Source organism: Micromonospora sp. CA-248212 (genome assembly GCF_050948405.1).
Classification (GTDB): Bacteria; Actinomycetota; Actinomycetes; order Mycobacteriales; family Micromonosporaceae; genus Micromonospora.
Window position 1 is genome coordinate 616,852 of sequence record NZ_CP192023.1, and the last position, 20,898, is coordinate 637,749.

Genomic DNA, 20,898 nt, shown 5'->3' on the forward strand with positions numbered 1-20,898 from the left:
TACAGTGCCCACCCGCGAGCTTCGCGTCGCGTCGGCACGACGGCAGGGCCGCTTCTGGGGAGGAGACAGCCGTGAGCACGGTGGTGTTCCGCCGACCTCCGCGTCAACCGGGGCCGGCATTGCCGCGTGGCGAGGTGGTGCTGGAGTCCCCGCCCGAGCTGCCCGAGCCGACACCGCGCGGGATGGGGCAGCTGCTCATGATCCTGCCGATGGTCTGCGGCGTCGGCGCGATGGCGTTCCTCTACGCCGGTCGGGGCAGCGGCATGATGACGTACGTCGCCGGTGGCCTGTTCGGAGTGTCGATGCTCGGCATGGCCATCGGCTCGCTCGGCAACGGCGGCAACGACAAGGCCGAGCTGAACGCCGACCGCCGCGACTACATGCGTTACCTGGCGCAGATGCGCAAGCGCACCCGTCGTGCGGCTGCCCAGCAGCGGGACGCGATGGACTGGCGGCACCCCGAGCCCGACGCGCTCTGGTCGATCGCGGCGTCCCGTCGGCTGTGGGAGCGTCGGATCACCGAGCCGGACTTCGGCGAGACGCGGATCGCGATGGGCCCGCAGCGGCTCGCCGTGGAGATCGTCCCCCCGGAGACCAAGCCGGTCGAGGACCTGGAGCCGATGAGCGCCATCGCGCTGCGCCGGTTCGTCCGCGCGCACACCACGGTGCCCGAACTGCCGACCGCGCTGTCGGTCCGCGCGTTCAGCCGGGTGGTGCTGCGCGGTGACCGGGACCCGGTGCTCGACCTGACGCGGGCGGCCCTGGGCCAGCTCGTGACCTTCCACGCCCCCGACGACCTGGTGGTCGCGGTGGTCGCCGCGCCCGACCGGCAGCCGGTCTGGGAATGGGTGAAGTGGTTGCCGCACGCCCACCACAGTGGCCGGACGGACGCCGCCGGAGCGCGTCGTCTGGTCTTCGCCAGCCTGGCCGAGGCCGAGGAGTCCCTCGCCGCCGAGCTGGCCGGGCGACCCCGCTTCGCGGCCGAGGCGAAGCCGCTGACCACCGCGCCGCACCTCGTCGTGGTGGTTGACGGTGGCGAGATCTCCCCGACCTGCCAACTGGTGGGTCAGGGTCTGCTCGGCGTCACCCTGATCGACCTGTCCGGGACGGTGCCGCGCGACGCCGGCCGCTGGTTGCTCTGCCTGGACGCGGGCGACGGCAACGCGCTCGACCTCATCCGGGGCAATTCGACCTCGCGTCTCGGCCGGCCCGACCGGCTCTCCGCCGAGGCGGCCGAAGGGCTGGCCCGGCAGATCGCGCCGTACCGGCTGTCGCAGCAGCAGACCAGCAACGAGGAGCCGCTGGCCCGCAGCATGGAGCTTCCGGACCTGCTCGGCGTCGGCGACGCCGCGGCGGTGGACGTACACCAGACGTGGCGGCCGCGCGGTCACCGCGACCGGCTGCGCATCCCGCTGGGTGTCGGCCCGGACGGCAACGTGGTCGAGCTGGACTTCAAGGAGTCCGCGCACGAGGGCATGGGCCCGCACGGCCTGGTCATCGGCGCGACCGGTTCCGGCAAGAGCGAACTGCTCCGTACGGTGGTGGCCGCGCTCGCGGTGACCCACTCGTCGGAGGAGCTGAACTTCGTCCTGGTGGACTTCAAGGGCGGCGCGACGTTCGCCTCGTTGGAGGCGTTGCCGCACACCAGCGCGGTGATCACCAACCTGGCGGACGAGCTGCCGTTGGTCGACCGGATGCGTGACGCGCTCGCCGGCGAGATGGTACGGCGGCAGGAGTTGCTGCGGGCGGCGGGCAACTACGTCTCGCGGTTCGAGTACGAGAAGGCGCGAGCGGCGGGGGAACCGTTGGCGCCCATGCCGAGCTTGTTGATCATCTGTGACGAGTTCAGCGAGTTGTTGGCCGCGAAGCCGGACTTCATCGACCTGTTCGTGATGATCGGCCGATTGGGTCGGTCGTTGGGCGTGCACCTGTTGCTGGCCTCGCAGCGGCTGGAGGAGGGCAAGCTGCGGGGTCTGGACACCCACCTGTCGTACCGGATCGGGTTGCGGACCTTCTCGGCCGTGGAGAGCCGGATCGTGCTCGGCGTACCCGACGCGTACGAGCTGCCGAGCGCGCCGGGGCACGGTTACCTGAAGACGGACACCAACACCATGCTGCGGTTCCGGGCCGCGTACGTCTCGGGGCCGTACCGGGCGCCCGGCCAGCAGGCCTCCACGTCACAGGCCCTCGTGCAGCGCCGGATCGTGCCGTACGGCGTCAACTTCATCCCCGCGCAGGTTCCGCAGGTGTCGGTGGACACCGCGCCGGAGCCGGAGCAGCCGACCGACGGCAAGGCCGTGGCGATGTTGGACGTGCTGATCGAGCAGCTCAAGGGGCGGGGCCGACCGGCTCACCAGGTGTGGCTGCCGCCGCTGGCCGACCCACCGGGCCTGGGCGAGCTGCTCGGCCCGCTGGCCGTCGACCCGACCTACGGGTTGTGCACGGCGTCCTGGCCGGGCCGGGGACGCCTGACGGTGCCGGTCGGTGTGGTGGACCGCCCGTACGAGCAGCGCCGCGATCCGATGATGGTCGAGCTGGCCGGCGCGGGCGGCAACGTGGTCATCGTGGGCGGGTCGCTCAGCGGCAAGAGCACCATGCTGCGGTCGCTGCTGGCCTCGTTGGCGCTCACCCACACGTCCCGCGAGGTGCAGTTCTTCTGTCTGGACTTCGGCGGTGGCGCGCTGCGCAGCCTCGAACGGCTGCCGCACATGGCCGGGGTGGCCGGGCGACGGGACGTCGAGGCGGTGCGCCGCACGGTGGCCGAGGTGGTCGCGGTGCTGGACGACCGGGAGACACGCTTCGCCCAGCACGGCATCGACTCGGTGGCGAGCTACCGACGTCGGCGGGCGGCCGGCGAGTTCGCCGACGACCCGTTCGGCGACGTGTTCCTGGTGGTGGACGGCTGGAACACGCTGCGCCAGGACTACGAGGAGCTGGAGCAGACCATCACCACGCTCGCCAACCGGGGCCTCGGCTTCGGGGTGCACGTCGTGCTCACGGCGGTGCGGTGGGCGGAGATCCGGATCAACATGCGGGACCTGCTCGGCACCAAGCTGGAGCTGCGCCTCGGCGACGCCGCCGAGTCCGAGATCGACCGGCGCTCGGCGATGAACGTGCCGGAGAAGTCGCCCGGTCGCGGCCTGACCCGGGACAAGCTGCACTTCCTGACGGCCATCTCGCGGATCGACGGTCGGCGCGACATCGAGGACCTGAGCGAGGCGTCGATCGCGCTCGCCGGACACGTGGCGGCGAACTGGCCGGGGCGTCCCGCGCCGAAGGTACGGCTGCTGCCGCGCCGGCTGCCGGTGCCCGAGCTGGCGCGCATCATCGACCGGTCGGCGCCCGGCCTGCCGATCGGTGTCAACGAGTCGGCGCTCGCGCCGGTCTACCTGGACCTGGCGAACGAGCCGCACCTGACCGTCTTCGGCGACGCCGAGTGCGGCAAGACCAACCTGCTGCGGCTCATCGCCCGGGGCATCACCGAGCGGTACACGCCCGCCCAGGCCCGGCTGGTGATCGCCGACTACCGGCGGGGCCTGCTGGGCGCGGTCGAGGGCGATCACCTGCTCGACTACGCGCCGTCCAACCAGGCGTTCGCGCAGGGGCTCGCCTCGATCCGCAGCGCGCTGTCCAACCGTCTGCCGGGCCCGGACGTGACCACCGCCCAGTTGCGGGACCGCAGCTGGTGGAAGGGTCCGGACCTGTACATCCTGGTCGACGACTACGACCTGGTCGCCTCCGGTGGCAGCAACCCGCTGAGCGCCCTGCACGAGCTGCTGCCGCAGGCCCGGGACATCGGCCTGCATCTGATCATCACCCGCCGGGTCGGCGGCGTGGCGCGGGCGCTCTACGAGCCGGTGCTGCAACGCCTGCGTGAGCTGGATTCGCCCGGTTTGCTGATGTCCGGCAACCGGGAGGAGGGCGCCGTGTTCGGCACGCTGCGTCCGAGCCCGCAGCCACCCGGTCGGGGCACCCTCGTGCGGCGGCGCGACGGTCAGCAGCTCATTCAGACCGCCTGGTCCGAGCCGGCCTGATCGAGCCGTCCGGGTGGTCCGTACGGGTCGTCCCACCGGTCCGATCCACCATCATCCATCGAACCGTCCCGGTCAGGGCTGCGGTGGCTGGACGGATTCCGCTACCGTCTCTGGTGGAGTGTCCGTCGGTGGGGTGTTGCTGCCTTGCCGCGGGGGAGAGGCGCGGCAAAGCCGCAGCCACACAACATGACGGAAGGGTGTGAAGCATGGCGTTCGAGGTCTCAGCTGCGAGTCTGCATACTGCCGCGAGTGACGTGCGGTCCACGCGCAGCGAGGTCGACGGTGAGCTGAAGAAGCTGTGGAACGTGGTCGACGACCTGGCCATGGCGTGGAAGGGTCAGGCGTCCACGGGGTTCCAGTCGCTCATGGCTCGCTGGAACGAGGACACCGTGAGTCTGCTGACCGCGATGGACAACATCGCGGACCTGCTCGACAAGTCGGGTACGACGCACCAGGTCAACGACGAGGAGCAGCAGCAGATGCTGGACAAGTTCCACTCTGCTCTCAACCCGTGATCCGTAGCCAGCAGAGGAGGAAAACGTGACGATCAAGGTTGACTACGCGGTCCTCGAGAGCAGCAACCAGCAGATGCAGGCCATCTCGAAGACCATCGACGAGAAGCTGGACACGCTGCGGTCGATGCTGTCCAAGCTCGAGTGGGAGGGCGAGGACCGCACCGCCTACGAGCAGCACCAGGCGAAGTGGGACTCGTCGGTCCGGGACATCAACCGGATCCTGAACGAGATCGGTGGTGCCGTCGGCATCGCCCGCGAAAACTACGTCTCCACCGAGATGAGCAACTCCAAGGTGTGGGGCTGACACAATCACCGATGCGGCTCCGGTCCGGCTCGACCGGGCCGGAGCCGCATCGTGTTGGCGTCGGCGAGATACGGGAGAGCGATGCGTACGGGGAAGCCTTTCCGATCGACACGGGCCGTGGGCGCGGCCGCGCTGGCGCTGTGCGCCGCGCTGGCCCCCGCGGTGACCGTCGCGCCGACGCCGGCCCGGGCCGCTGACACGGTCCGTGGCCTTCAGTGGTACCTGGACTATCTCAAGATCCCCGCCGCGCACCAGATCACCAAGGGTGCGGGTGTCGTGGTCGCCGTCGTCGACACCGGGGTCGAGGCAAGTCATCCTGACCTGCGCGGTCAGGTGCTCGCGGGGCACGGCACCAACCCCCTTGCGGCCCCGGACGGCCGGCGTGACGACGACAAGGTCAAGGGGCACGGCACCTCGATGGCCGGCATCATCGCCGGGCGCGGCGGTGGCGCGATGCACGAGTTGGGCATCGCCCCGGCCGCGAAGATCCTCCCGGTCTCGACCGGTGCCGACTCCGACGGCCAGGACGTGGTCCTGGGCGTCCGGTGGGCCGCGGACAATGGTGCCGACATCATCAACCTCTCGCTCGGCGACGAGGGGGCGGCTCCGCCGGAGCTGGTGGACGCCATCAATTACGCGCTGAGCAAGGATGTCGTGGTGGTGGCGTCCGCCGGCAACACCGAGCAGGGCGACCGCCAGGTCATCGCGCCGGCCAACATCCCCGGCGTCGTCGCCGTCAGCGGATTCGACAAGCGGGGCGGCTTCTCTTCCGGCTCGGTGCAGGGCCCGGAGACCGTCCTCGCGAGTCCGATGGAGAGCATCATCGCCCCGGCGCCCAAGGCGGTCTCGCCGAACGGATATACGGTAGCCAGCGGCACCAGTCCGGCGGCGGCCATCATCTCCGGGGTGGTGGCGCTGATCCGCGCGAAGTACCCGAAGCTCGACGCGCCCAATGTCATCAGCCGCTTGATCGAGACCGCTCGCGACGCCGGTCCGGCCGGCCGGGACCCGCAGTTCGGCTTCGGCCGGGTCGACCCGGTCGCCGCCCTGACCCGCTCGGTACCCACCGTGACGGCGAACCCCCTGTTGAAGGGCGAGGCGGCCGGCCCGACCGGCCCCGGCCGCGCGACCCGACCGGGTGAGGACGACGGCCCGGCGGTCGAGTTCGGCGTATCGAACAAGGCCGGTGCGATCGTCCAACTGGGACTCTGCCTCGGCGTACCGATCATCGGGTTGATCGTGCTGTTCGTGGTGCTGCGACGCCGCAAGCGGCGCACGCCGCCGGCGGCCGTCGGCCCGTACCCGGGCGCACCCGGCATGCCGCCACCCGGCTGGCCCGCCACCCAGTCGCCACCGGCCGGCTACGGCCCGCCGCAGCAGCCCGGCCCGGGGTACGGCCCGGCACCGGGCCAGCCCGGCCCGGGGTACCCGCCGCCCGGCCATCCCACCCAGGGTTATCCGCCGGCACCGACCGCTCCGGCGACACCGCCGGCCGGGTCCGGCTGGCCGGGCTCGGGCCCGCCGTCGCCGGGCCCACACCAGCAGCAGTGAGCGCACACCACCAGTCAGGGTTTCGGGGAGGGGACCGATGACGGACGACAGGACCACCCAGCCGGAACGGTACGTGAACGACGACCTCTACATCCCGGTTCCGGTGGGCGGGATACCGACGTCGGGCCTTGCCGTGACCGGCCTGGAACTCGACAACGTCAACCACGCCGCGACGCCGGAGGGCCTGATCGCCGCGCCCGGTGAGGCCGGCGTCAAGACCGAGTGGGACGCGACCAGCCTGGACTCGGCCATCACCTGGCTGGAGACCCACGCCGCGTACCTGAACAAGCTCTCCTACGACATGGTCGACATCCAGGACCTGATGGGTGGGGCGGCCAGCGGCGTGGCGGGCGGAGCCGGTGGCCAGCCGAGCCCGCTCGGGGGGTTCGACTGGGCGGCCCGGCTGGCCGCCAAGCACCAGGGGCTCTACCAGGGCACCGAGTCCGGTGTCCGCAAGCTCTCGCAGAGCCTGTACGACGCGGCGGAGGCGCTGCGCCAGGTCAAGCAGAACTACGAGACGGCGGAGGAGCAGAACAGGATGTCCGCCGCCGAGATGCAGCGTGTCTTCGGCGACGTGGCCGGCAACGGCGACGGACGCTAGGACGGGGGAGGACAGCAGATGGGCCTGAGCTGGGAAGAGATGTGCCAGAAGGTCGTCATCGACGGCCGGCCGGGTGACGTGGAGAGCGCCGCCCTCGGTTGGGAGCAACTGCTCAAGAATCTCAACAACGTCAAGCAGAGCCTCGAGTCCAACATCAAGGATCTGGGTACGACCTGGAAGGGCCCGGCGTACGAGGCGTTCAAGGGTCACGTCGAGCAGATCGCCAAGGACACCGGGCACATCGTGGCGGACGCCGAGAAGGGCAACGGCATCGTCCAGTCGCTCAAGTCCGCCGCCGACGATCTCACCAAGGCCCAGCGGGAGTTCCCGATCCCGGCGACCTGCGTCAACGACGTGCTGGAGGCGCGCAACGCCAAGCTGACCCTCGGGGTGGGCTTCTTCGAGGCGAAGGTCTCGCCGGACTTCCTGGGCTGGTTCGACCCGGTGACCGCCATCGCCGACTGGATCAACGACCAGTCGGAGGACGCCGCCCGGGTCTACGAGCAGGTGCGCGGTGACTACCAGGCCAAAGCCCCCGGCACCCCCGGCGACGCTTACAACCCTGCAGAGAAGGCGACGCAGCCCGAGATTCCCGACCTGGACACCGGTGGTGGCGGCGGTGGCGGTGGCGGTGGCGTGCCGAAGCTCGGCGGCGGTGGCGGCGGTGGTGGCCTCGGTGCCACCCCCTCGATCGGTACCAGCGACCTGCCGGGCACCGGCGACCTGCCCAGCGGGTCCGGCACCCACCCCGACCTCTCCGGCGGGTACGACACCCCCGGCACGGGTGACTACCCGGGCACCGGCGGTGTACCCGGCGTGGACGACGAGTTCAGCAGCGGCCTCGCGGGCGCGGGCGGTGGCGGTTCCCCCGGGCTCGGCTCCGGCCTCGGCTCCGGTGGCCTGGGCTCCTCCGCCGGGCTCGGCGGCGGTGGCGGCCTGGGTAGCGCCGGGGAGGCGTCGGCGCTCTCGCGGGTGGCGGCGCGCTCGGTCGGGCGGTCTCCCCGGGCGTGGGCCCGATGATGGGTGGCGGCGCGGCGGGTGCCGGTCGCGGTGGCGGCCGGGGTGCCGGTGGTCGGCTCGGCGCGGGCGGCAAGCTGGCCGGTGGCATGGCGCCCGGTATGGGTGGCGTCGCCGGTGGCGGCGGCGGTGCGGGCCGCGGCGGCGCCGGTCGCGGCGCGACGGGCCCAGGGGGCGTGGTGCGGGCGCGCGCGGCGCCGGTGGCCTGGCCGGCGCGGGTACCGGTGCCGGTTACGGCGAGGAGGACGGCGCCCGCAACACCTGGCTGGAAGAGGACGAGGACGTGTGGGGCGCGGACGGCGGCGGCACCTCCGGCATCCTGCGCTGAGCGCTGCGGCACGGCGCTGGTGAGGTAGACCGCATCAGCGCCGTGACCGGGCTCAGCCGGCGACCGGCTGGTCGGTGCGGCGGCCGGCACGCCAGCCGCGTTGGCGGCCCCGCGCCACGATCGGCCGAGTGATCAGCAGCAGTACGGTGAGCAGGGCGCCGACCACGGCCGCCCAGATCGCCGCGGTGCGCTGCCAACTCAGCGGATCGGCTGCGGAGGCGGGCGGGGCGAGCGCGCCGACCGGCGGGTTGGTGCGGGTGCCCAGCAGGCTCGACACCGCCCGGTACGGGTTGACCACCCCGTACCCGACCTCGGCGTTGCGGCCCTGCGGCGGGTTGTCCGCCGTACGCTCCAGCCGGTCGGCGACCTGCTCCGGAGTGAGGTCCGGGTAGGCGGCCCGGACGAGCGCCGCCGTCCCCGAGACGTACGCGGCGGCGAAGCTGGTGCCACCCGCCGGCTCGGGGAGGTAGCCGGCCCCACCGGGCGCGGGGCCGACGATGTTGAGGCCCGGCGCGGCGACGTCGACGTAGCTGCCACTGACCGAGGTGCCGACGTGCCCGTCCTGCTCGTCCACGCCGGCGACGGCGATGACGCCCGGGTAGGCGGCCGGGTACGCCGGCTTGTCCTCCTGTGTCTCCTGCCGGTTGCCGGCGGCGGCGACCAGGATCACCCGCTTGGCGAGGGCGCGTTCGACGGCCCGGGCCAGTTCGGGTCGGGGCAGGGTCACCAGGGACAGGTTGATCACGTCGGCGCCGTTGTCGACCGCCCAGTCGATGGCCGCGGCGATCTGCCCGGGCAGCGCCTCGTCGTTGGTGCCCTTGGCGTTGGGCAGCACCCGGATGGGCAGGATGCGGGCCGCCGGGGCGATACCGCTGAACGGCGCTCCGGTGCCGTCCTGGCCGGCGATGATGCCGGCGACCATCGTGCCGTGGCCCGCCAGGTCGCACTGGCCTCGGTTGTCGGTCAGGTTGTTGAAGTCGCGCCCGGGGAGAACCTGGTTCTTCAGGGCGGGGTGGATGGCCGAGACCCCGGAGTCGATGACCGCCACCGTCACCCCGGCGCCTCGCGAGATCGGCCAGGCCGAGACCGGATCGAGCCGATGTAGCGCCCACGGCATCTCCACCAGGCCGTCCTCACCGGGCGGGCCGCAGACGGGTGCCGCCGCTGCCGCTGAGACGCATGGGGCCACTACCAGGGTGATCCCGAGCAGGGTCGCGATCGTTCCATTGAGGACAGCGCGGACGGTACGGCGGGGTGGTTCGGTCGCGCTCGGCGGCAGGCATTCGCGCACCCGCAGAGATTACCGCTGCGCCGCGTCGCGCAGCGGCCCGGCGACGCCGGCCGACGTCGGGGCGCACGACGGTCGTCAGGGAGTGTCGTCGCCGGGGGTGGGGGTGAACAGCGCGAGGAGGTCACCGACCTGCACTTCGGCCTCGGCGGGGTGCCGGAACCGGCCGGCGGGGTTGAGGGTGTACTCGTTGCGCCGCCCCACCCGGGTGCGGTGCAGGTAACCCTCGGCCTCCAGGTCGGCGACGATGGCCTGGGCGGCCCGCTCGGTGACGCCCACCTCCGCCGCCACATCACGGAGCCGGGCGGTGGGGTCGCGGGCGATGGCGAGCAGCACATGGCCGTGGTTGGTAAGAAATGTCCAGTTCCGGCCGCCTCCGGCCGTCGTGCTCGCCATCGTGGGGGGCCGCCTTTCCGGGTCAACGTATGAAATCTAAATCACGCATATCTTGACGCATCTTGCCGTGCGTGTGACCGTTGAGCGCGAGCCAGCGCCCGCCGCCGGCCCGGTTGAAAAGACCGTTGAGCAGGTCAAACGCGTGAGACGAGGTGCGGGGATGAGCCGTTCCGGTACGCCCGGCGGGCAGCCGGGCACGCAGCGGACCGTCGAGCAGGCGCCGGTCGCCACCGAGCCGGCCCGAGCGTACGCCGAGCTGGTCTCTGGCAACCGTCGCTTCGTCGCCGGAGAGCCGCGCCACCCCAACCAGGATGCCGGGCACCGGGCCGCCGTGGCGGACGGGCAGCACCCCTTCGCGGTGATCGTCGGCTGCTCCGACTCGCGGCTGGCCGCCGAGATCATCTTCGACCGGGGGCTGGGTGACCTCTTCGTCGTCCGGACCGCCGGGCACACCACCGGGCCAGAGGTGCTGGGCAGCGTCGAGTACGCGGTGGCCGTCCTCGGTGCTCCGCTGGTGGTGGTGCTCGGGCACGACTCCTGCGGCGCCGTGCAGGCGGCCCGCGAATCGGCGGCCACCGGCATCGCGCCCCCGGGACATCTCCCAGCGGTGGTCGACGCGGTGCTGCCCAGCCTGCGACGAGCCACGGCCGAGGGCGTGCACGACATCGACGGCATCGTCGACATCCACATCGCGCAGACGGTCGAGACGCTGCTCGGGCAGTCGCCCGTGCTGGCCGACGAGGTGGCGCGGGGGCGGTGCGCGGTGGTGGGGATGTCGTACCGGCTCGCCGCCGGGGCGGTGCGACCCGTGACCCCCGTACCGGCCGGCGACGCCTCGGACGACCCGGCCGCGACCGCCGCCGCCTGACACGCGACGAGGGCCGCCCCGCTCGACGCGGGACGGCCCTCGAACTGTTGAGCGTCGGATCAGAGCAGCGACATGTGTACGTGGTCGGTGTGGTTCGATGGCCCGCTGTACGACTTCCAGCCGGTCGCCGGGAACCAGATCTGCCGGTTCCAGATCACGTAGTAGATGCCGAGCCGGTCGGCGTTGCGGATGAGGAACGCGGCCACGTTGTTGCCGTACATCCGGGTGTCGTCGTTGTGCCACGGGCTGAAGCCGCTCTTCTGCAACGACCAGTCACAGGCGCGACCCTTCGGGTGCTCGTACGGTCCACCGTTGCGGTGGCAGCCCACGAACCGGTTGAACCCGGCCCGCTTGACCTCCTTGTACGCGTGCAGCGTGCGCGGCGTGACGCAGCCGGAGGTGGTCGGGTCCTTCTCGCTGCACGACTGGGGCTTCCAGTCGCCGTCGGCGGTGCGACCCGGGCCGATCCGGGCGACCGGGGAGGTGGCGTCCACCAGACCGCCGGTGAAGCCCTTGCCGCCGACCAGCGCGAGCGCCTTGTCCGCGTCGCGCTTGTCCTTCGCCATCAGCGCGGTCTGCTTCTGCTGCTCCCGGACCTCGGTGTCGAGGGCCAGCTTGGCCTCCTCGGCGCGGGACTTCACCGCGTTGACCTCGGCGAGCTTCTTTTCGTTGACCATGTTCATCTCGTCGAGCGCCGCGGCCCGCTGGACGAACGAGTCCGGGGCGTCGGCCTCCAGCAGCATCGCGATCGCGCCGACCCGTCCGGTCCGGTACGACTGAGCGGCGATCTGCGCGACCTGCGGGGCCAGCGCGGCCAGGTCGGCCTTCGCCCGGTCGACCTCTGCCGCGAGTTCGACCTGCCGCTTCTTGGACTTGTCCAGTTTGGACTTGGCCGCCACGTAGTCCCGGTTGGTCTGCTCGATGACGTCGGTGAGCAGCTTGGGCTCGTCGCCGTCCTCCTCGTGCCCGGACGGTGTGGGGGTCGTCGGGGCGGCGTGGGCCGGGAGGGGTCCGGCGAGCACGGTCAGCGCGGCGAACACGGCCACCACGGGCGTCAACCAGCGGCGTAGGGGTGCCGTCACAATCTTCCCTTCCGTCGACCGCCGACCGGGTTAGCTGACGGGTTCGGGGCGGAAGTGGCCCCTACCGCTGTCGCGGATTCACCCCAGGTACCTGGGTCCCCGGCTCGCCGGTTGGCGATTGGGCGGTGGCACCGCAGGCGCCGCTGCGCGCCTTCGTCGGTGACCGGCAGCGAGGTTACCCGAGAGTCCACCGCCTGAGCTACGTCCTGATGCCGACTAAAAGCGTCATTTCGCCATGGCGTTGAGTGACCAGTGACGCGGTTCTCAGGGCGGGTGCCCGATCCGGTCACGCTGAGGAGTGTCACCATGCCGTATCCGTGCTCCTGTTCGGCTCTGGCCACCCGGTGGTGGCGGTGGATGGGGGTGTGTTCCGCTGTGGATCGGGCCGGTCGGCCCGATCCGTCGGCGGGGAACTGAGAGCGGCGAGCGCCTCCGCGCGGTCCGCGCGGGGGCGCGGTGGCGGGGCGTCCGCGTCGGGCGTGGCCGTCGACCCGGCCGCGGTCACCACCGCGGCCAGCCCGGTGGTGAGGGGTACGGCGGCGATCAGGCCGAGGGTGGCGACCGCGCTGCGGACGATCTCCTGTGCGAGGAACTCGCTGGTCAGAATCTGCCCGATGGGGCGCGAGTCGGCGGTGAGCAGAAGCAGCAGCGGCAGTGACGCGCCCGCGTACGCCAGCACGATGGTGTTGACCGTGGAGGCGATGTGCGCCCGGCCGACCCGGGTGGCGGCCCGGTAGAGCTGTCGTCGACCCAGCCCGGGGTTGGCGTTCGCCAGCTCGGTGACGGTGGCGGCCTGGGTGACGGTCACGTCGTCGAGTACCCCGAGTGAGCCGATGATGATCCCGGCGAGCAGCAGGCCGCGCAGGTCCACCTCCGCCTGGAACATCGAGAGCGTGGTGGCGTCCTCGCTGCCGAAGCCGGTGAGCTGGGTGGCGGCCGTGGCGATGGTCGCGAGGACGCCGGTGAGCACCAGGCTGCCCAGGGTGCCGAGGACCGCGACGGAGGTCTGCGCGGTCACCCCGTGTGTCAGGTAGAGCACCACGAACATGATCAGGGCCGCGCCGACCACCGCCACCAGCAGCGGTGACCGGCCCGCGCCGATGGCCGGCAACACGAAGGTGAGCAGGATGGCGAAGCTGGCGGCCAGGCCGGCGAGCGCGGCCAGACCCCGCCACCGGCCGAACGCGACGATGGCGGCGGCGAAGACCCCCACGAGCCACACCAGTGGCGTCCCGCGCTGGTGCTCGGCGATGTTCCAAGTGCTGAGGGTGGGATCGGTCGGATCGGTCAGCTCGACCAGGACGACGTCGTCGCCCACCTCGACCCGAGGCGCTCCGGGGCCGGCGGGGACGGGCGTGCTCACCTGCCGGTCGGCGCGCGGCCCGTCTTCGAGGAGTACGTCCACCGTGCCGCACGGCCCGCCGCTCGGCGTGCCCTCCGGGCTCGTCGAGGGTGGGCACGGTTCGGTCACCACCCGGGTCACCGTGCCGTGGTGGCGCGGCAGATCCGCCCCACCGCCGCTCTTCGGTGCGCCGTCCCGTGGCCACAGCACCACGGCGGCGACGACGGTGGCCACGAAGAGCGGCACCACCGTCGCGATGAGGATCCGTCGTACCCGGGGCGGGGCGGGTCGAGCGGAATGGCTGTGGTCGGAACCCAATGCGAGACTCCCAACGATCCGGTGCGGGGTACGTGCCGGCGGCCTCTGCGGTTCAGTTCCGCCGGACGAACGCGGGCACGAGCGCGTCGGTTCGCCGCCTGACGACCCGGCAATCACGGAGAGTGATGAAGTGGTCGGGTCGGCGCCGTACGGGGCCGCGCCGTGGCGGCGCCGTCGCCCGTCTCGGCGGCGGGATCCGGTGGGTCATCGCTGGACGATGCTAACCAGCGCGGCGGGGGGTCGCAGGTCGTGCGGACGTGTCGGGGGAGTCGAACCGCTGACACCGCCCCGGGCGCGGCGGATGGTGGAGTCATGCCTGAGCCACCCACCGAGCACCGACAGCACGACAAGCACGCCGGGCACGACAAGCACGCCGGGCACGACAAGCACGCCGGGCACGACCCGGCCCTGTTCCGTCGGCGGTTCTGGGTCTGTCTGGTGCTCACCGTGCCGGTGGTGCTGACCAGTGACCTGGTGGTGGACCGGCTCGGGCTCCGGCTGGACGCGCCGGGTCGCTCCTGGGTGGGGCCGGTGCTCGGTTCGGTGGTGTTCCTCTGGGGTGGCTGGCCGTTCCTGGTCGGCGCGGTACGTGAGATGCGGGACCGCGCGCCGGGCATGATGCTGCTGGTCGCGATGGCGATCACCGTGGCGTACACCGCGTCGCTGGCGACCAGCCTGGGCGCCTTCGACCTGGACTTCTGGTGGGAGCTGGCCGCGCTGGTCACCATCATGCTGCTCGGGCACTGGCAGGAGATGAAGGCCATCGGGCAGGCCCGTGGGGCGCTCGCGGCACTGGCGGCGCTGCTGCCCGACGAGGCCGAGCGGGTGGCGGCGGACGGGCGGGTCGAGCGCGTACCTGTCGACGGGCTGCGGGTCGACGACGTGGTGCTGGTCCGACCCGGGGGTCGGGTGCCGGCCGACGGCCGGGTCGTCGACGGCGACGCGGAGTTGGACGAATCGATGATCACGGGCGAGTCGCGCCCGGTTGCCCGGTCGGCGGGCGATCGGGTGGTGGCCGGCACGGTCGCCACCGATTCGGCGATCCGGGTCCGGGTCGAGGCGCTGGGCGACGAGACCGCGCTCGCGGGCATCCAACGCATGGTCGCGCAGGCGCAGCGCTCGGGCGGGCAGGCTCAACTGCTCGCCGACCGGTTCGCCGCCGCGCTCTTCTACGTGGCCGCCGGTACCGCCGTGCTCACCCTGGTGGTCTGGACCGCGCTCGGTGAGCCCGACGAGGCGGTGGTGCGTACCGTCACCGTTCTGGTGATCGCCTGCCCGCACGCGCTCGGCCTGGCCATCCCACTCGTCGTCGCGCTCTCCACGGCGCTGGCGGCGCGAAGCGGGATCCTGGTCAAGGACCGGCTCGCGTTGGAGCGGATGCGTACCGTCGACGCGGTGCTGTTCGACAAGACCGGCACGCTGACCCGGGGCGCGCACGAGGTCACCGACCTGGTGACGGCCCCCGGCGTGGGCCGGGACGAGGCGCTGCGGATCGCCGCCGGTGTCGAGTCCGACAGCGAACATCCGCTGGCCCGCGCGATCGTGGCGGCGGCCGGACCCGGTGGGCCGGCCCGTGCCGGCGGCTTCCGCTCGCTGCCGGGTCGCGGGGTGCGGGCCATCGTCGACGGTACGGAGTACGCGGTGGGCGGGCCGACCCTGCTGCGTGAGCGGGGTGGACCGCTGTCGGACGAGCTGCGGGAGGCGACCGGCCGCTGGTCGTCACGCGGTGCCGTGGTGCTGTATCTCCTGCGGTTGCCGGACACGGTGCTCGGGGCGTTCGCGCTCACCGACGCGGTGCGGCCGGAGGCCCGCAAGGCCATCGCCGAGCTGCGGGCCGATGGCGTCCGCACCATTGCCATGATCACCGGGGACGCGCGGTCGGTGGCCGAGTCGGTCGCCGCCGACCTGGGCTTCCGGGCCGGGGTGGACGAGGTCTTCGCCGAGGTGCTGCCGGCCGACAAGGACAGCCGGGTGGCGGAACTCCAGCGGCGCGGGCTGACCGTGGCGATGGTCGGTGACGGGGTGAACGACGCGCCGGCGCTGGCCCGCGCCGACGTGGGCATCGCGATCGGGGCGGGCACCGACGTCGCGATCGAGTCCGCCGGGGTCGTGCTGGCGTCGTCCGACCCGCGTGGCGTCGGGGCCGTGGTCCGGCTCTCCCGGGCGTCGTACCGCAAGATGCGGCAGAACCTGGCCTGGGCTGCGGGCTACAACGTGGTGGCGCTGCCGCTGGCGGCGGGGGTGCTCGCCGGGGCCGGGGTGGCGCTGAGCCCGGCGGTGGCGGCCGTGCTGATGTCCGCGTCCACCATCGTGGTGGCGCTCAACGCGCAGTTGCTGCGCCGGGTACGTCTCGATTCCGGGCGGGAGTGAGGCGCTCAGCCGCGCTTCATGAGTCGGCCGACGGCCGCCATCATCTCGCTGGCCATCTCGTCGGCCCGACCCTCGGCCGCCCCCTCGTGCATGCAGTGCCGAGCATGCCCGTCGAGCAGGCCCAGGGCCACCTTGTCGAGCGCGGCCTGGATCGCGGAGATCTGGGTGAGCACGTCGATGCAGTAGCGGTCCTCGTCGACCATCTTTTCGATGCCCCGGACCTGCCCCTCCACCCGGCGCAGGCGCGCGAGCAGTTGGTCCTTGCTGGCGGTGTACCCGCGGATCGGTGTGGGTGCGGTCATGGCGACGAGGATAGCGTACCCCTGGGGGGTATGGTAGCGTCCGTTCCTGCCGGCATACCCCCACCGGGTACCGGTACTACGAGAGGAGACGTCCGATGGTCGACACGACGTACCAGGTCAAGGGCATGACCTGCGGGCACTGCGTCAGCGCGGTCAGCGCCGAGGTGGGCGCGATCGAGGGCGTACGCGACGTGCGGGTCGACCTCGCCACCGGCCAGGTCACCGTCAGCAGCGAGCAGCCCGTGGACACCGGGGCCGTCCGGGCCGCTGTCGACGAGGCCGGCTACGACCTCGTCGAGGCGTGAGCGGAGGTCCGCGATGACCACGGTGACCAGGCTGGGCGCGTTCGCCCTCGGTCTCACGGCGGTCTTCGGCGCGGCGTACGGGGTCGGTCGGGTGGTCGACCCGGTCGACCCGGTAACCCAGAACCGGCCCGACGTCGCCCACACCTCGGGCCTCACCACGAGCGGCGAGGCGGCCGACCTCGTTCCCGGCGGGTTGCTCGTCTCCGACCGGGGCTACACGCTCCAACCGGTGACCGCGCCCGCCGGCCAGTTCGCGTTCCGGATCGACGGGCCGGACGGTCAGCCGGTCACCAGGTACGACGTCGCGCACGACAGACGGATGCACCTGATCGTCGCCCGCCGGGACCTGTCCGGCTTCCGGCACGTCCACCCCGATCTCGCCCCGGACGGCACCTGGCGGGTCGCCACCCCGCTGGCCGGCGCCGGGCAGTGGCGGGCGTTCGCCGACTTCACCCCGACCGGGGGCGAGCCGTTGACCCTCGGCGTGGACGTGGCCGTCCCCGGCGAGCTGACCGAGCGGACGCTGCCCGCCCCGGCGACCAGCGCCACCGTCGACGGTTACACCGTCACCCTGGCCGGCACGCCGGAGCCCGGCCGGACCTCGGCGCTCACCCTGACGGTGAGCCGTGCCGGGCAGCCGGTCACCGACCTGGAGCCCTACCTGGGTGCGTACGGGCACCTGGTGGCGCTGCGTCGGGGCGATCTGGCGTACCTGCACGTGCACCCGGACGGGACGCCCGGCGATGGACGCACCCCGCCCGGCCCTGCCGTCACCTTCCACGCCGAGGTGCCCTCGGCCGGCGCCTACCGGCTCTACCTCGACTTCCAGCACGGTGGGCAGGTGCACACCGCCGAGTTCACCATCCTGGCGGGCGCTGCCTCGGCCGCGACGGGCGAGCCGACACCGACCGGCGGGACCGACCACGGCACCCCCGGGCACGGGCACGACTGACGGGACTGGACGATGACCACCACCAGCAGCAGACCGCTGCCCGAGGCGCCGAACCGGATCGAACTGGCGATCGGGGGGATGACCTGCGCCGCGTGCGCGGCGCGGGTCGAGAAGAAGCTCAACCGGATGGACGGGGTGAGCGCCACCGTCAACTACGCCACCGAGAAGGCGACCGTCCGGTACGCCGACGACGTCACCCCGGACGACCTGATCGAGACCGTCCAGAAGACCGGCTACACGGCGGCCCTGCCGACGCCGCCGACCGCCGAGCCGCCGCCGCAGGACCCGCTGCGCGGTCCGCGTACCCGGCTGTGGGTCTCGGCGGTCCTGAGCGTGCCGGTGGTCCTGCTGGCCATGGTGCCGCCCTGGCAGTTCGACTACTGGCAGTGGCTCTCGCTGACGCTGGCCGCCCCGGTGGTCGTCTGGGGTGGGCTGCCGTTCCACCGCGCGGCCTGGACCAACCTGCGGCACGGCGCGGCCACCATGGACACGCTGGTCTCGATCGGCACGCTCGCCGCGTTCGGGTGGTCGCTGTGGGCGCTGTTCCTCGGTGACGCCGGTATGCCCGGGATGACGCACCCGTTCCGTTTCGCCATCACCCGCGGCGACGGCGCCGGCAACATCTACCTGGAGGCCGCCGCCGGGGTCACGGTGTTCATCCTGGCCGGTCGCTACTTCGAGGCCCGGTCCAAGCGGACCGCCGGCGCGGCCCTGCGCGCCCTTCTCGACCTCGGCGCGAAGGAGGTGGCGGTGCTGCGGGACGGGGTCGAGACCCTGGTCCCGGTGGACCGGCTCGCCGTCGGTGACCGGTTCGTGGTCCGTCCCGGCGAGAAGATCGCCACCGACGGTGTCGTCGACGAGGGCACGTCCGCCGTGGACGCCAGCATGCTGACCGGTGAGTCGGTGCCGGTCGAGGTCGGTCCGGGCGACGCCGTGGTCGGCGCGACGATCAACGCGGGCGGCCGGCTGATCGTCACCGCCACCCGGGTCGGCGCGGACACGCAGCTCGCCCGGATGGCCGACCTGGTCGAGCAGGCGCAGAGCGGCAAGGCGGCGGTGCAGCGGTTGGCCGACCGGATCTCCGGGGTGTTCGTGCCGATCGTCATCGCCCTGGCCGTGGGCACCCTCGGCTGGTGGCTCGGCACCGGGGCCGGTCCGACCGCCGCGTTCACCGCCGCCGTGGCCGTGCTGATCATCGCCTGCCCGTGCGCCCTGGGTCTGGCCACGCCGACCGCGCTGCTGGTCGGCACCGGTCGCGGGGCCCAGCTCGGTGTGTTGATCAAGGGACCGGAGGTGCTGGAGTCGACCCGCCGGGTCGACACCGTCGTGCTGGACAAGACCGGCACCGTGACGACCGGTCGGATGACCCTGGTGGGCGTGGTGCCGGCCAGTGGCGAGGACCGCGCGGAGCTGCTCCGGCTCGCCGGTGCGGTGGAGGCCGCCTCCGAGCATCCGATCGCCCGTGCCGTCGCGGTGGCCGCCGCCGAAGCGGGCGAGCTGCCCCGGGTGACCGGCTTCGCCAACCTCGAAGGGCTGGGCGTGACCGGCACGGTCGACGAGCGGGTCGTGCTGCTCGGCCGGGTCCGGCTGCTGCGCGAACGCGGTGTCGAGGTGCCGCCGGAGGTCGAGTGGGCCGTGCGGGACGCCGAGGCCGCCGGTCGTACGGCGATCGTCGCGGGCTGGGACGGGCGGGCCCGGGGCGTGCTCGCGGTCGCCGACGTGGTCCGGCCCACGAGCCGGGCGGCTGTGGCGCGGCTGCGCGCCCTGGGGCTCACTCCGGTCCTGTTGACCGGCGACAACACCACCGTGGCCCGGGCGGTCGCCGCCGAGGTGGGCGTGGACGAGGTGATCGCCGAGGTGCTGCCGGCCGGCAAGGTGGACGTGGTCAAGCGGCTCCAGGCGCAGGGGCGCTCGGTGGCGATGGTCGGTGACGGCGTCAACGACGCGCCGGCGCTGGCCCAGGCCGACCTGGGGCTCGCCATGGGCACCGGCACCGACGTGGCGATCGAGGCGTCCGACCTGACCCTCGTCCGGGGCGACCTGGACGCCGCGGTGGACGCCATCCGGCTGTCCCGGCGCACGCTCGGCATCATCCGGGGCAACCTGTTCTGGGCGTTCGGCTACAACGTGGCGGCCCTGCCGCTGGCCGCCGCCGGGTTGCTCAATCCGATGATCGCCGGCGCCACCATGGCGTTCTCGTCGGTCTTCGTGGTGGCCAACAGCCTGCGGCTGCGCCGCTTCCGTTCGGCCGCTGGCGAACTGTGACGACCGCGATGGTTGGACCGGTGACGACGGGGGTACCTCTGAGTTCGTAGCGACGCTTGCGATGGAGGTTGGCAATGGGATTCGACGACAAGGTCAATAACGCCACCGAGGACGCGGCCGGCAAGCTGAAGGAAGGCGCCGGTCGGGCCACCGACAACGAGCAGCTCGAGGCCGAGGGTCGCGCCGACCAGTCCACGGCCAAGCTCAAGCAGGCCGGCGAGAAGATCAAGGACGCCTTCAAGAGCTGACGTACGACGTAATCCGCACGCCGGGCCGGTGATCATCACCGGCCCGGCGTGCTGTCGTGTCCGGGGCGCCGAACCCTGAGATCCCCCTGATTCCGTCTTCGTGCCGCGCCGCCGTGTCGCCGCACCTGCTAACTTCTATTGGCATGTGCAAGGGCTGGTTATGAGCGCGGCTTCGCCGCCGACCGGCGACGACCTGGTCCGGGTGCTGGCCACGCTGGCCAACCCGCACCGGCTGCGGGTCGTCGCCGCGTTGGCCCGCGAGCGCGCGTACGTCAGTGGGCTGGCCCGGCAACTGGGCATCAGCCGCGCGCTGTTGCAGGTCCACCTACGGAAGCTGGCGGCGGCCGGACTGGTCACCGCCCGCATGGAGTTGTCGGAGGACGGGAAGGCCATGAACTACTACGAGGTGGAGCCGTTCGTGCTCACACTCACCCCCCAGGTCATCGCGGCGGCGATCGAGACGCTCACCGTGCCCGACTCGGGCGAGCAGCCGGAGGCGCGGTCATGAGCGAGCACGACTGGACCGAGGTGGTCGGCGCGTTCGGGGTGTTCGCCCTGTTGATCAGCGTGTTCACCGTGACCGTCGTACAGCTCGCCAAGACCCGGCGGGCCCGGTACGAGGCGAACCGCGCGGACGACTACCGCAAGCTCGCCGAGACCGCCGCGCAGGCGCAGGCGGAGAACGCCCGACTGCTCGCCGCGATGGACAGTCGGCTGGGCGGAATGGAGACCCGGATGACCACGCTCGAACGTGTCCTGCGCGAGGTCGACTGACCCGCGTGTCGAGGCCCCGGGCCGTCGAGCGGCCACTC

Annotated in this window: 19 protein-coding genes and 1 riboswitch; of the genes, 14 read left to right on the forward strand and 5 right to left on the reverse strand. The window is 72.4% G+C overall.

Annotated elements, in window-relative coordinates; translation table 11 throughout:
- The first annotated feature begins 71 nt into the window (after nucleotides 1-71).
- From eccCa to ACQP03_RS02940, 6 genes are all read left to right on the forward strand, one after another.
- The gene (eccCa, locus tag ACQP03_RS02915) at nucleotides 72-4,034 is read left to right on the forward strand and encodes a type VII secretion protein EccCa (RefSeq protein ID WP_357124025.1); all 3,963 of its coding nucleotides are present in this window, start codon (nucleotides 72-74) and stop codon (nucleotides 4,032-4,034) included.
- Between the two features lie 254 nt (nucleotides 4,035-4,288).
- Entirely contained in the window at nucleotides 4,289-4,549 is a 261-nt protein-coding gene (locus tag ACQP03_RS02920) for a WXG100 family type VII secretion target (RefSeq protein WP_433460171.1), read from the forward strand.
- 25 nt (nucleotides 4,550-4,574) lie between these two features.
- Nucleotides 4,575-4,853 carry a WXG100 family type VII secretion target gene (locus ACQP03_RS02925; protein ID WP_007454922.1) on the forward strand — a complete coding sequence of 93 codons (279 nt, stop codon included), beginning with the start codon at nucleotides 4,575-4,577 and terminating at the stop codon, nucleotides 4,851-4,853.
- A gap of 117 nt (nucleotides 4,854-4,970) precedes the next feature.
- The gene (locus tag ACQP03_RS02930; protein ID WP_357393106.1) at nucleotides 4,971-6,404 is read left to right on the forward strand and encodes a S8 family serine peptidase; all 1,434 of its coding nucleotides are present in this window, start codon (nucleotides 4,971-4,973) and stop codon (nucleotides 6,402-6,404) included.
- Between the two features lie 37 nt (nucleotides 6,405-6,441).
- On the forward strand, nucleotides 6,442-7,005 hold the full coding sequence (locus tag ACQP03_RS02935; protein WP_234590012.1) for a hypothetical protein: 564 nt from the start codon (nucleotides 6,442-6,444) through the stop codon (nucleotides 7,003-7,005).
- 18 nt (nucleotides 7,006-7,023) lie between these two features.
- Nucleotides 7,024-8,025, forward strand: coding sequence for a WXG100 family type VII secretion target (locus ACQP03_RS02940; protein ID WP_433460174.1), 1,002 nt, complete (start codon nucleotides 7,024-7,026; stop codon nucleotides 8,023-8,025).
- Nucleotides 8,026-8,402: 377 nt separating this feature from the next.
- Here the strand turns inward: ACQP03_RS02940 and mycP are convergent, their stop codons facing one another.
- The gene (mycP, locus tag ACQP03_RS02945) at nucleotides 8,403-9,641 is read right to left on the reverse strand and encodes a type VII secretion-associated serine protease mycosin (protein ID WP_357124037.1); all 1,239 of its coding nucleotides are present in this window, start codon (nucleotides 9,639-9,641) and stop codon (nucleotides 8,403-8,405) included.
- 75 nt (nucleotides 9,642-9,716) lie between these two features.
- Nucleotides 9,717-10,034, reverse strand: coding sequence for a helix-turn-helix transcriptional regulator (locus tag ACQP03_RS02950; RefSeq protein ID WP_357124040.1), 318 nt, complete (start codon nucleotides 10,032-10,034; stop codon nucleotides 9,717-9,719).
- 160 nt (nucleotides 10,035-10,194) lie between these two features.
- Between ACQP03_RS02950 and ACQP03_RS02955 the strand changes: the two genes are divergently transcribed.
- A complete protein-coding gene (locus tag ACQP03_RS02955) occupies nucleotides 10,195-10,902 on the forward strand; it encodes a carbonic anhydrase (RefSeq protein WP_357124043.1) in 708 nt (235 codons plus the stop codon).
- Between the two features lie 59 nt (nucleotides 10,903-10,961).
- On the opposite strand, the gene ACQP03_RS02960 is transcribed toward ACQP03_RS02955, so the two are convergent.
- Nucleotides 10,962-11,984, reverse strand: coding sequence for a coiled-coil domain-containing protein (locus tag ACQP03_RS02960; protein WP_357124047.1), 1,023 nt, complete (start codon nucleotides 11,982-11,984; stop codon nucleotides 10,962-10,964).
- Between the two features lie 4 nt (nucleotides 11,985-11,988).
- Nucleotides 11,989-12,119: riboswitch (cyclic di-AMP (ydaO/yuaA leader) on the reverse strand.
- Nucleotides 12,120-12,285: 166 nt separating this feature from the next.
- Nucleotides 12,286-13,644, reverse strand: a complete 1,359-nt coding sequence (locus ACQP03_RS02965; protein ID WP_357124050.1) for a YibE/F family protein — start codon at nucleotides 13,642-13,644, stop codon at nucleotides 12,286-12,288.
- A 312-nt stretch (nucleotides 13,645-13,956) separates the two neighbouring features.
- Between ACQP03_RS02965 and ACQP03_RS02970 the strand changes: the two genes are divergently transcribed.
- A complete protein-coding gene (locus ACQP03_RS02970; RefSeq protein WP_433460178.1) occupies nucleotides 13,957-16,014 on the forward strand; it encodes a copper-translocating P-type ATPase in 2,058 nt (685 codons plus the stop codon).
- A gap of 5 nt (nucleotides 16,015-16,019) precedes the next feature.
- Here ACQP03_RS02970 and ACQP03_RS02975 read toward each other — a convergent pair whose 3' ends face one another.
- Nucleotides 16,020-16,316, reverse strand: coding sequence for a metal-sensitive transcriptional regulator (locus ACQP03_RS02975; protein WP_355235159.1), 297 nt, complete (start codon nucleotides 16,314-16,316; stop codon nucleotides 16,020-16,022).
- Between the two features lie 95 nt (nucleotides 16,317-16,411).
- Between ACQP03_RS02975 and ACQP03_RS02980 the strand changes: the two genes are divergently transcribed.
- From ACQP03_RS02980 to ACQP03_RS03005, 6 genes are all read left to right on the forward strand, one after another.
- On the forward strand, nucleotides 16,412-16,621 hold the full coding sequence (locus ACQP03_RS02980; RefSeq protein WP_357124057.1) for a heavy-metal-associated domain-containing protein: 210 nt from the start codon (nucleotides 16,412-16,414) through the stop codon (nucleotides 16,619-16,621).
- Between the two features lie 13 nt (nucleotides 16,622-16,634).
- Entirely contained in the window at nucleotides 16,635-17,573 is a 939-nt protein-coding gene (locus ACQP03_RS02985; RefSeq protein ID WP_433460180.1) for a hypothetical protein, read from the forward strand.
- A 12-nt stretch (nucleotides 17,574-17,585) separates the two neighbouring features.
- The gene (locus ACQP03_RS02990) at nucleotides 17,586-19,838 is read left to right on the forward strand and encodes a heavy metal translocating P-type ATPase (protein WP_357171965.1); all 2,253 of its coding nucleotides are present in this window, start codon (nucleotides 17,586-17,588) and stop codon (nucleotides 19,836-19,838) included.
- A gap of 74 nt (nucleotides 19,839-19,912) precedes the next feature.
- Entirely contained in the window at nucleotides 19,913-20,086 is a 174-nt protein-coding gene (locus ACQP03_RS02995; protein WP_278150219.1) for a CsbD family protein, read from the forward strand.
- A 160-nt stretch (nucleotides 20,087-20,246) separates the two neighbouring features.
- Complete coding sequence (locus tag ACQP03_RS03000) at nucleotides 20,247-20,594, forward strand: ArsR/SmtB family transcription factor (RefSeq protein WP_357171964.1); 348 nt, start codon at nucleotides 20,247-20,249, stop codon at nucleotides 20,592-20,594.
- On the forward strand, nucleotides 20,591-20,860 hold the full coding sequence (locus ACQP03_RS03005) for a hypothetical protein (RefSeq protein WP_357124071.1): 270 nt from the start codon (nucleotides 20,591-20,593) through the stop codon (nucleotides 20,858-20,860). The genes ACQP03_RS03000 and ACQP03_RS03005 overlap by 4 nt, the downstream gene beginning before the upstream one ends.
- Nucleotides 20,861-20,898: the final 38 nt, after the last annotated feature.

Coding starts and splice junctions, on each gene's coding strand:
- ACQP03_RS02995 (WP_278150219.1), top strand. CDS start 19,913: ATGGGATTCGACGACAAGGTCAATAACGCCACCGAGGACGCGGCCGGC.
- ACQP03_RS02935 (WP_234590012.1), top strand. CDS start 6,442: ATGACGGACGACAGGACCACCCAGCCGGAACGGTACGTGAACGACGAC.
- ACQP03_RS02970 (WP_433460178.1), top strand. CDS start 13,957: ATGCCTGAGCCACCCACCGAGCACCGACAGCACGACAAGCACGCCGGG.
- ACQP03_RS02955 (WP_357124043.1), top strand. CDS start 10,195: ATGAGCCGTTCCGGTACGCCCGGCGGGCAGCCGGGCACGCAGCGGACC.
- ACQP03_RS03005 (WP_357124071.1), top strand. CDS start 20,591: ATGAGCGAGCACGACTGGACCGAGGTGGTCGGCGCGTTCGGGGTGTTC.
- ACQP03_RS02975 (WP_355235159.1), bottom strand. CDS start 16,316: ATGACCGCACCCACACCGATCCGCGGGTACACCGCCAGCAAGGACCAA.
- ACQP03_RS02990 (WP_357171965.1), top strand. CDS start 17,586: ATGACCACCACCAGCAGCAGACCGCTGCCCGAGGCGCCGAACCGGATC.
- ACQP03_RS03000 (WP_357171964.1), top strand. CDS start 20,247: ATGAGCGCGGCTTCGCCGCCGACCGGCGACGACCTGGTCCGGGTGCTG.
- ACQP03_RS02950 (WP_357124040.1), bottom strand. CDS start 10,034: ATGGCGAGCACGACGGCCGGAGGCGGCCGGAACTGGACATTTCTTACC.
- ACQP03_RS02985 (WP_433460180.1), top strand. CDS start 16,635: ATGACCACGGTGACCAGGCTGGGCGCGTTCGCCCTCGGTCTCACGGCG.
- ACQP03_RS02940 (WP_433460174.1), top strand. CDS start 7,024: ATGGGCCTGAGCTGGGAAGAGATGTGCCAGAAGGTCGTCATCGACGGC.
- ACQP03_RS02980 (WP_357124057.1), top strand. CDS start 16,412: ATGGTCGACACGACGTACCAGGTCAAGGGCATGACCTGCGGGCACTGC.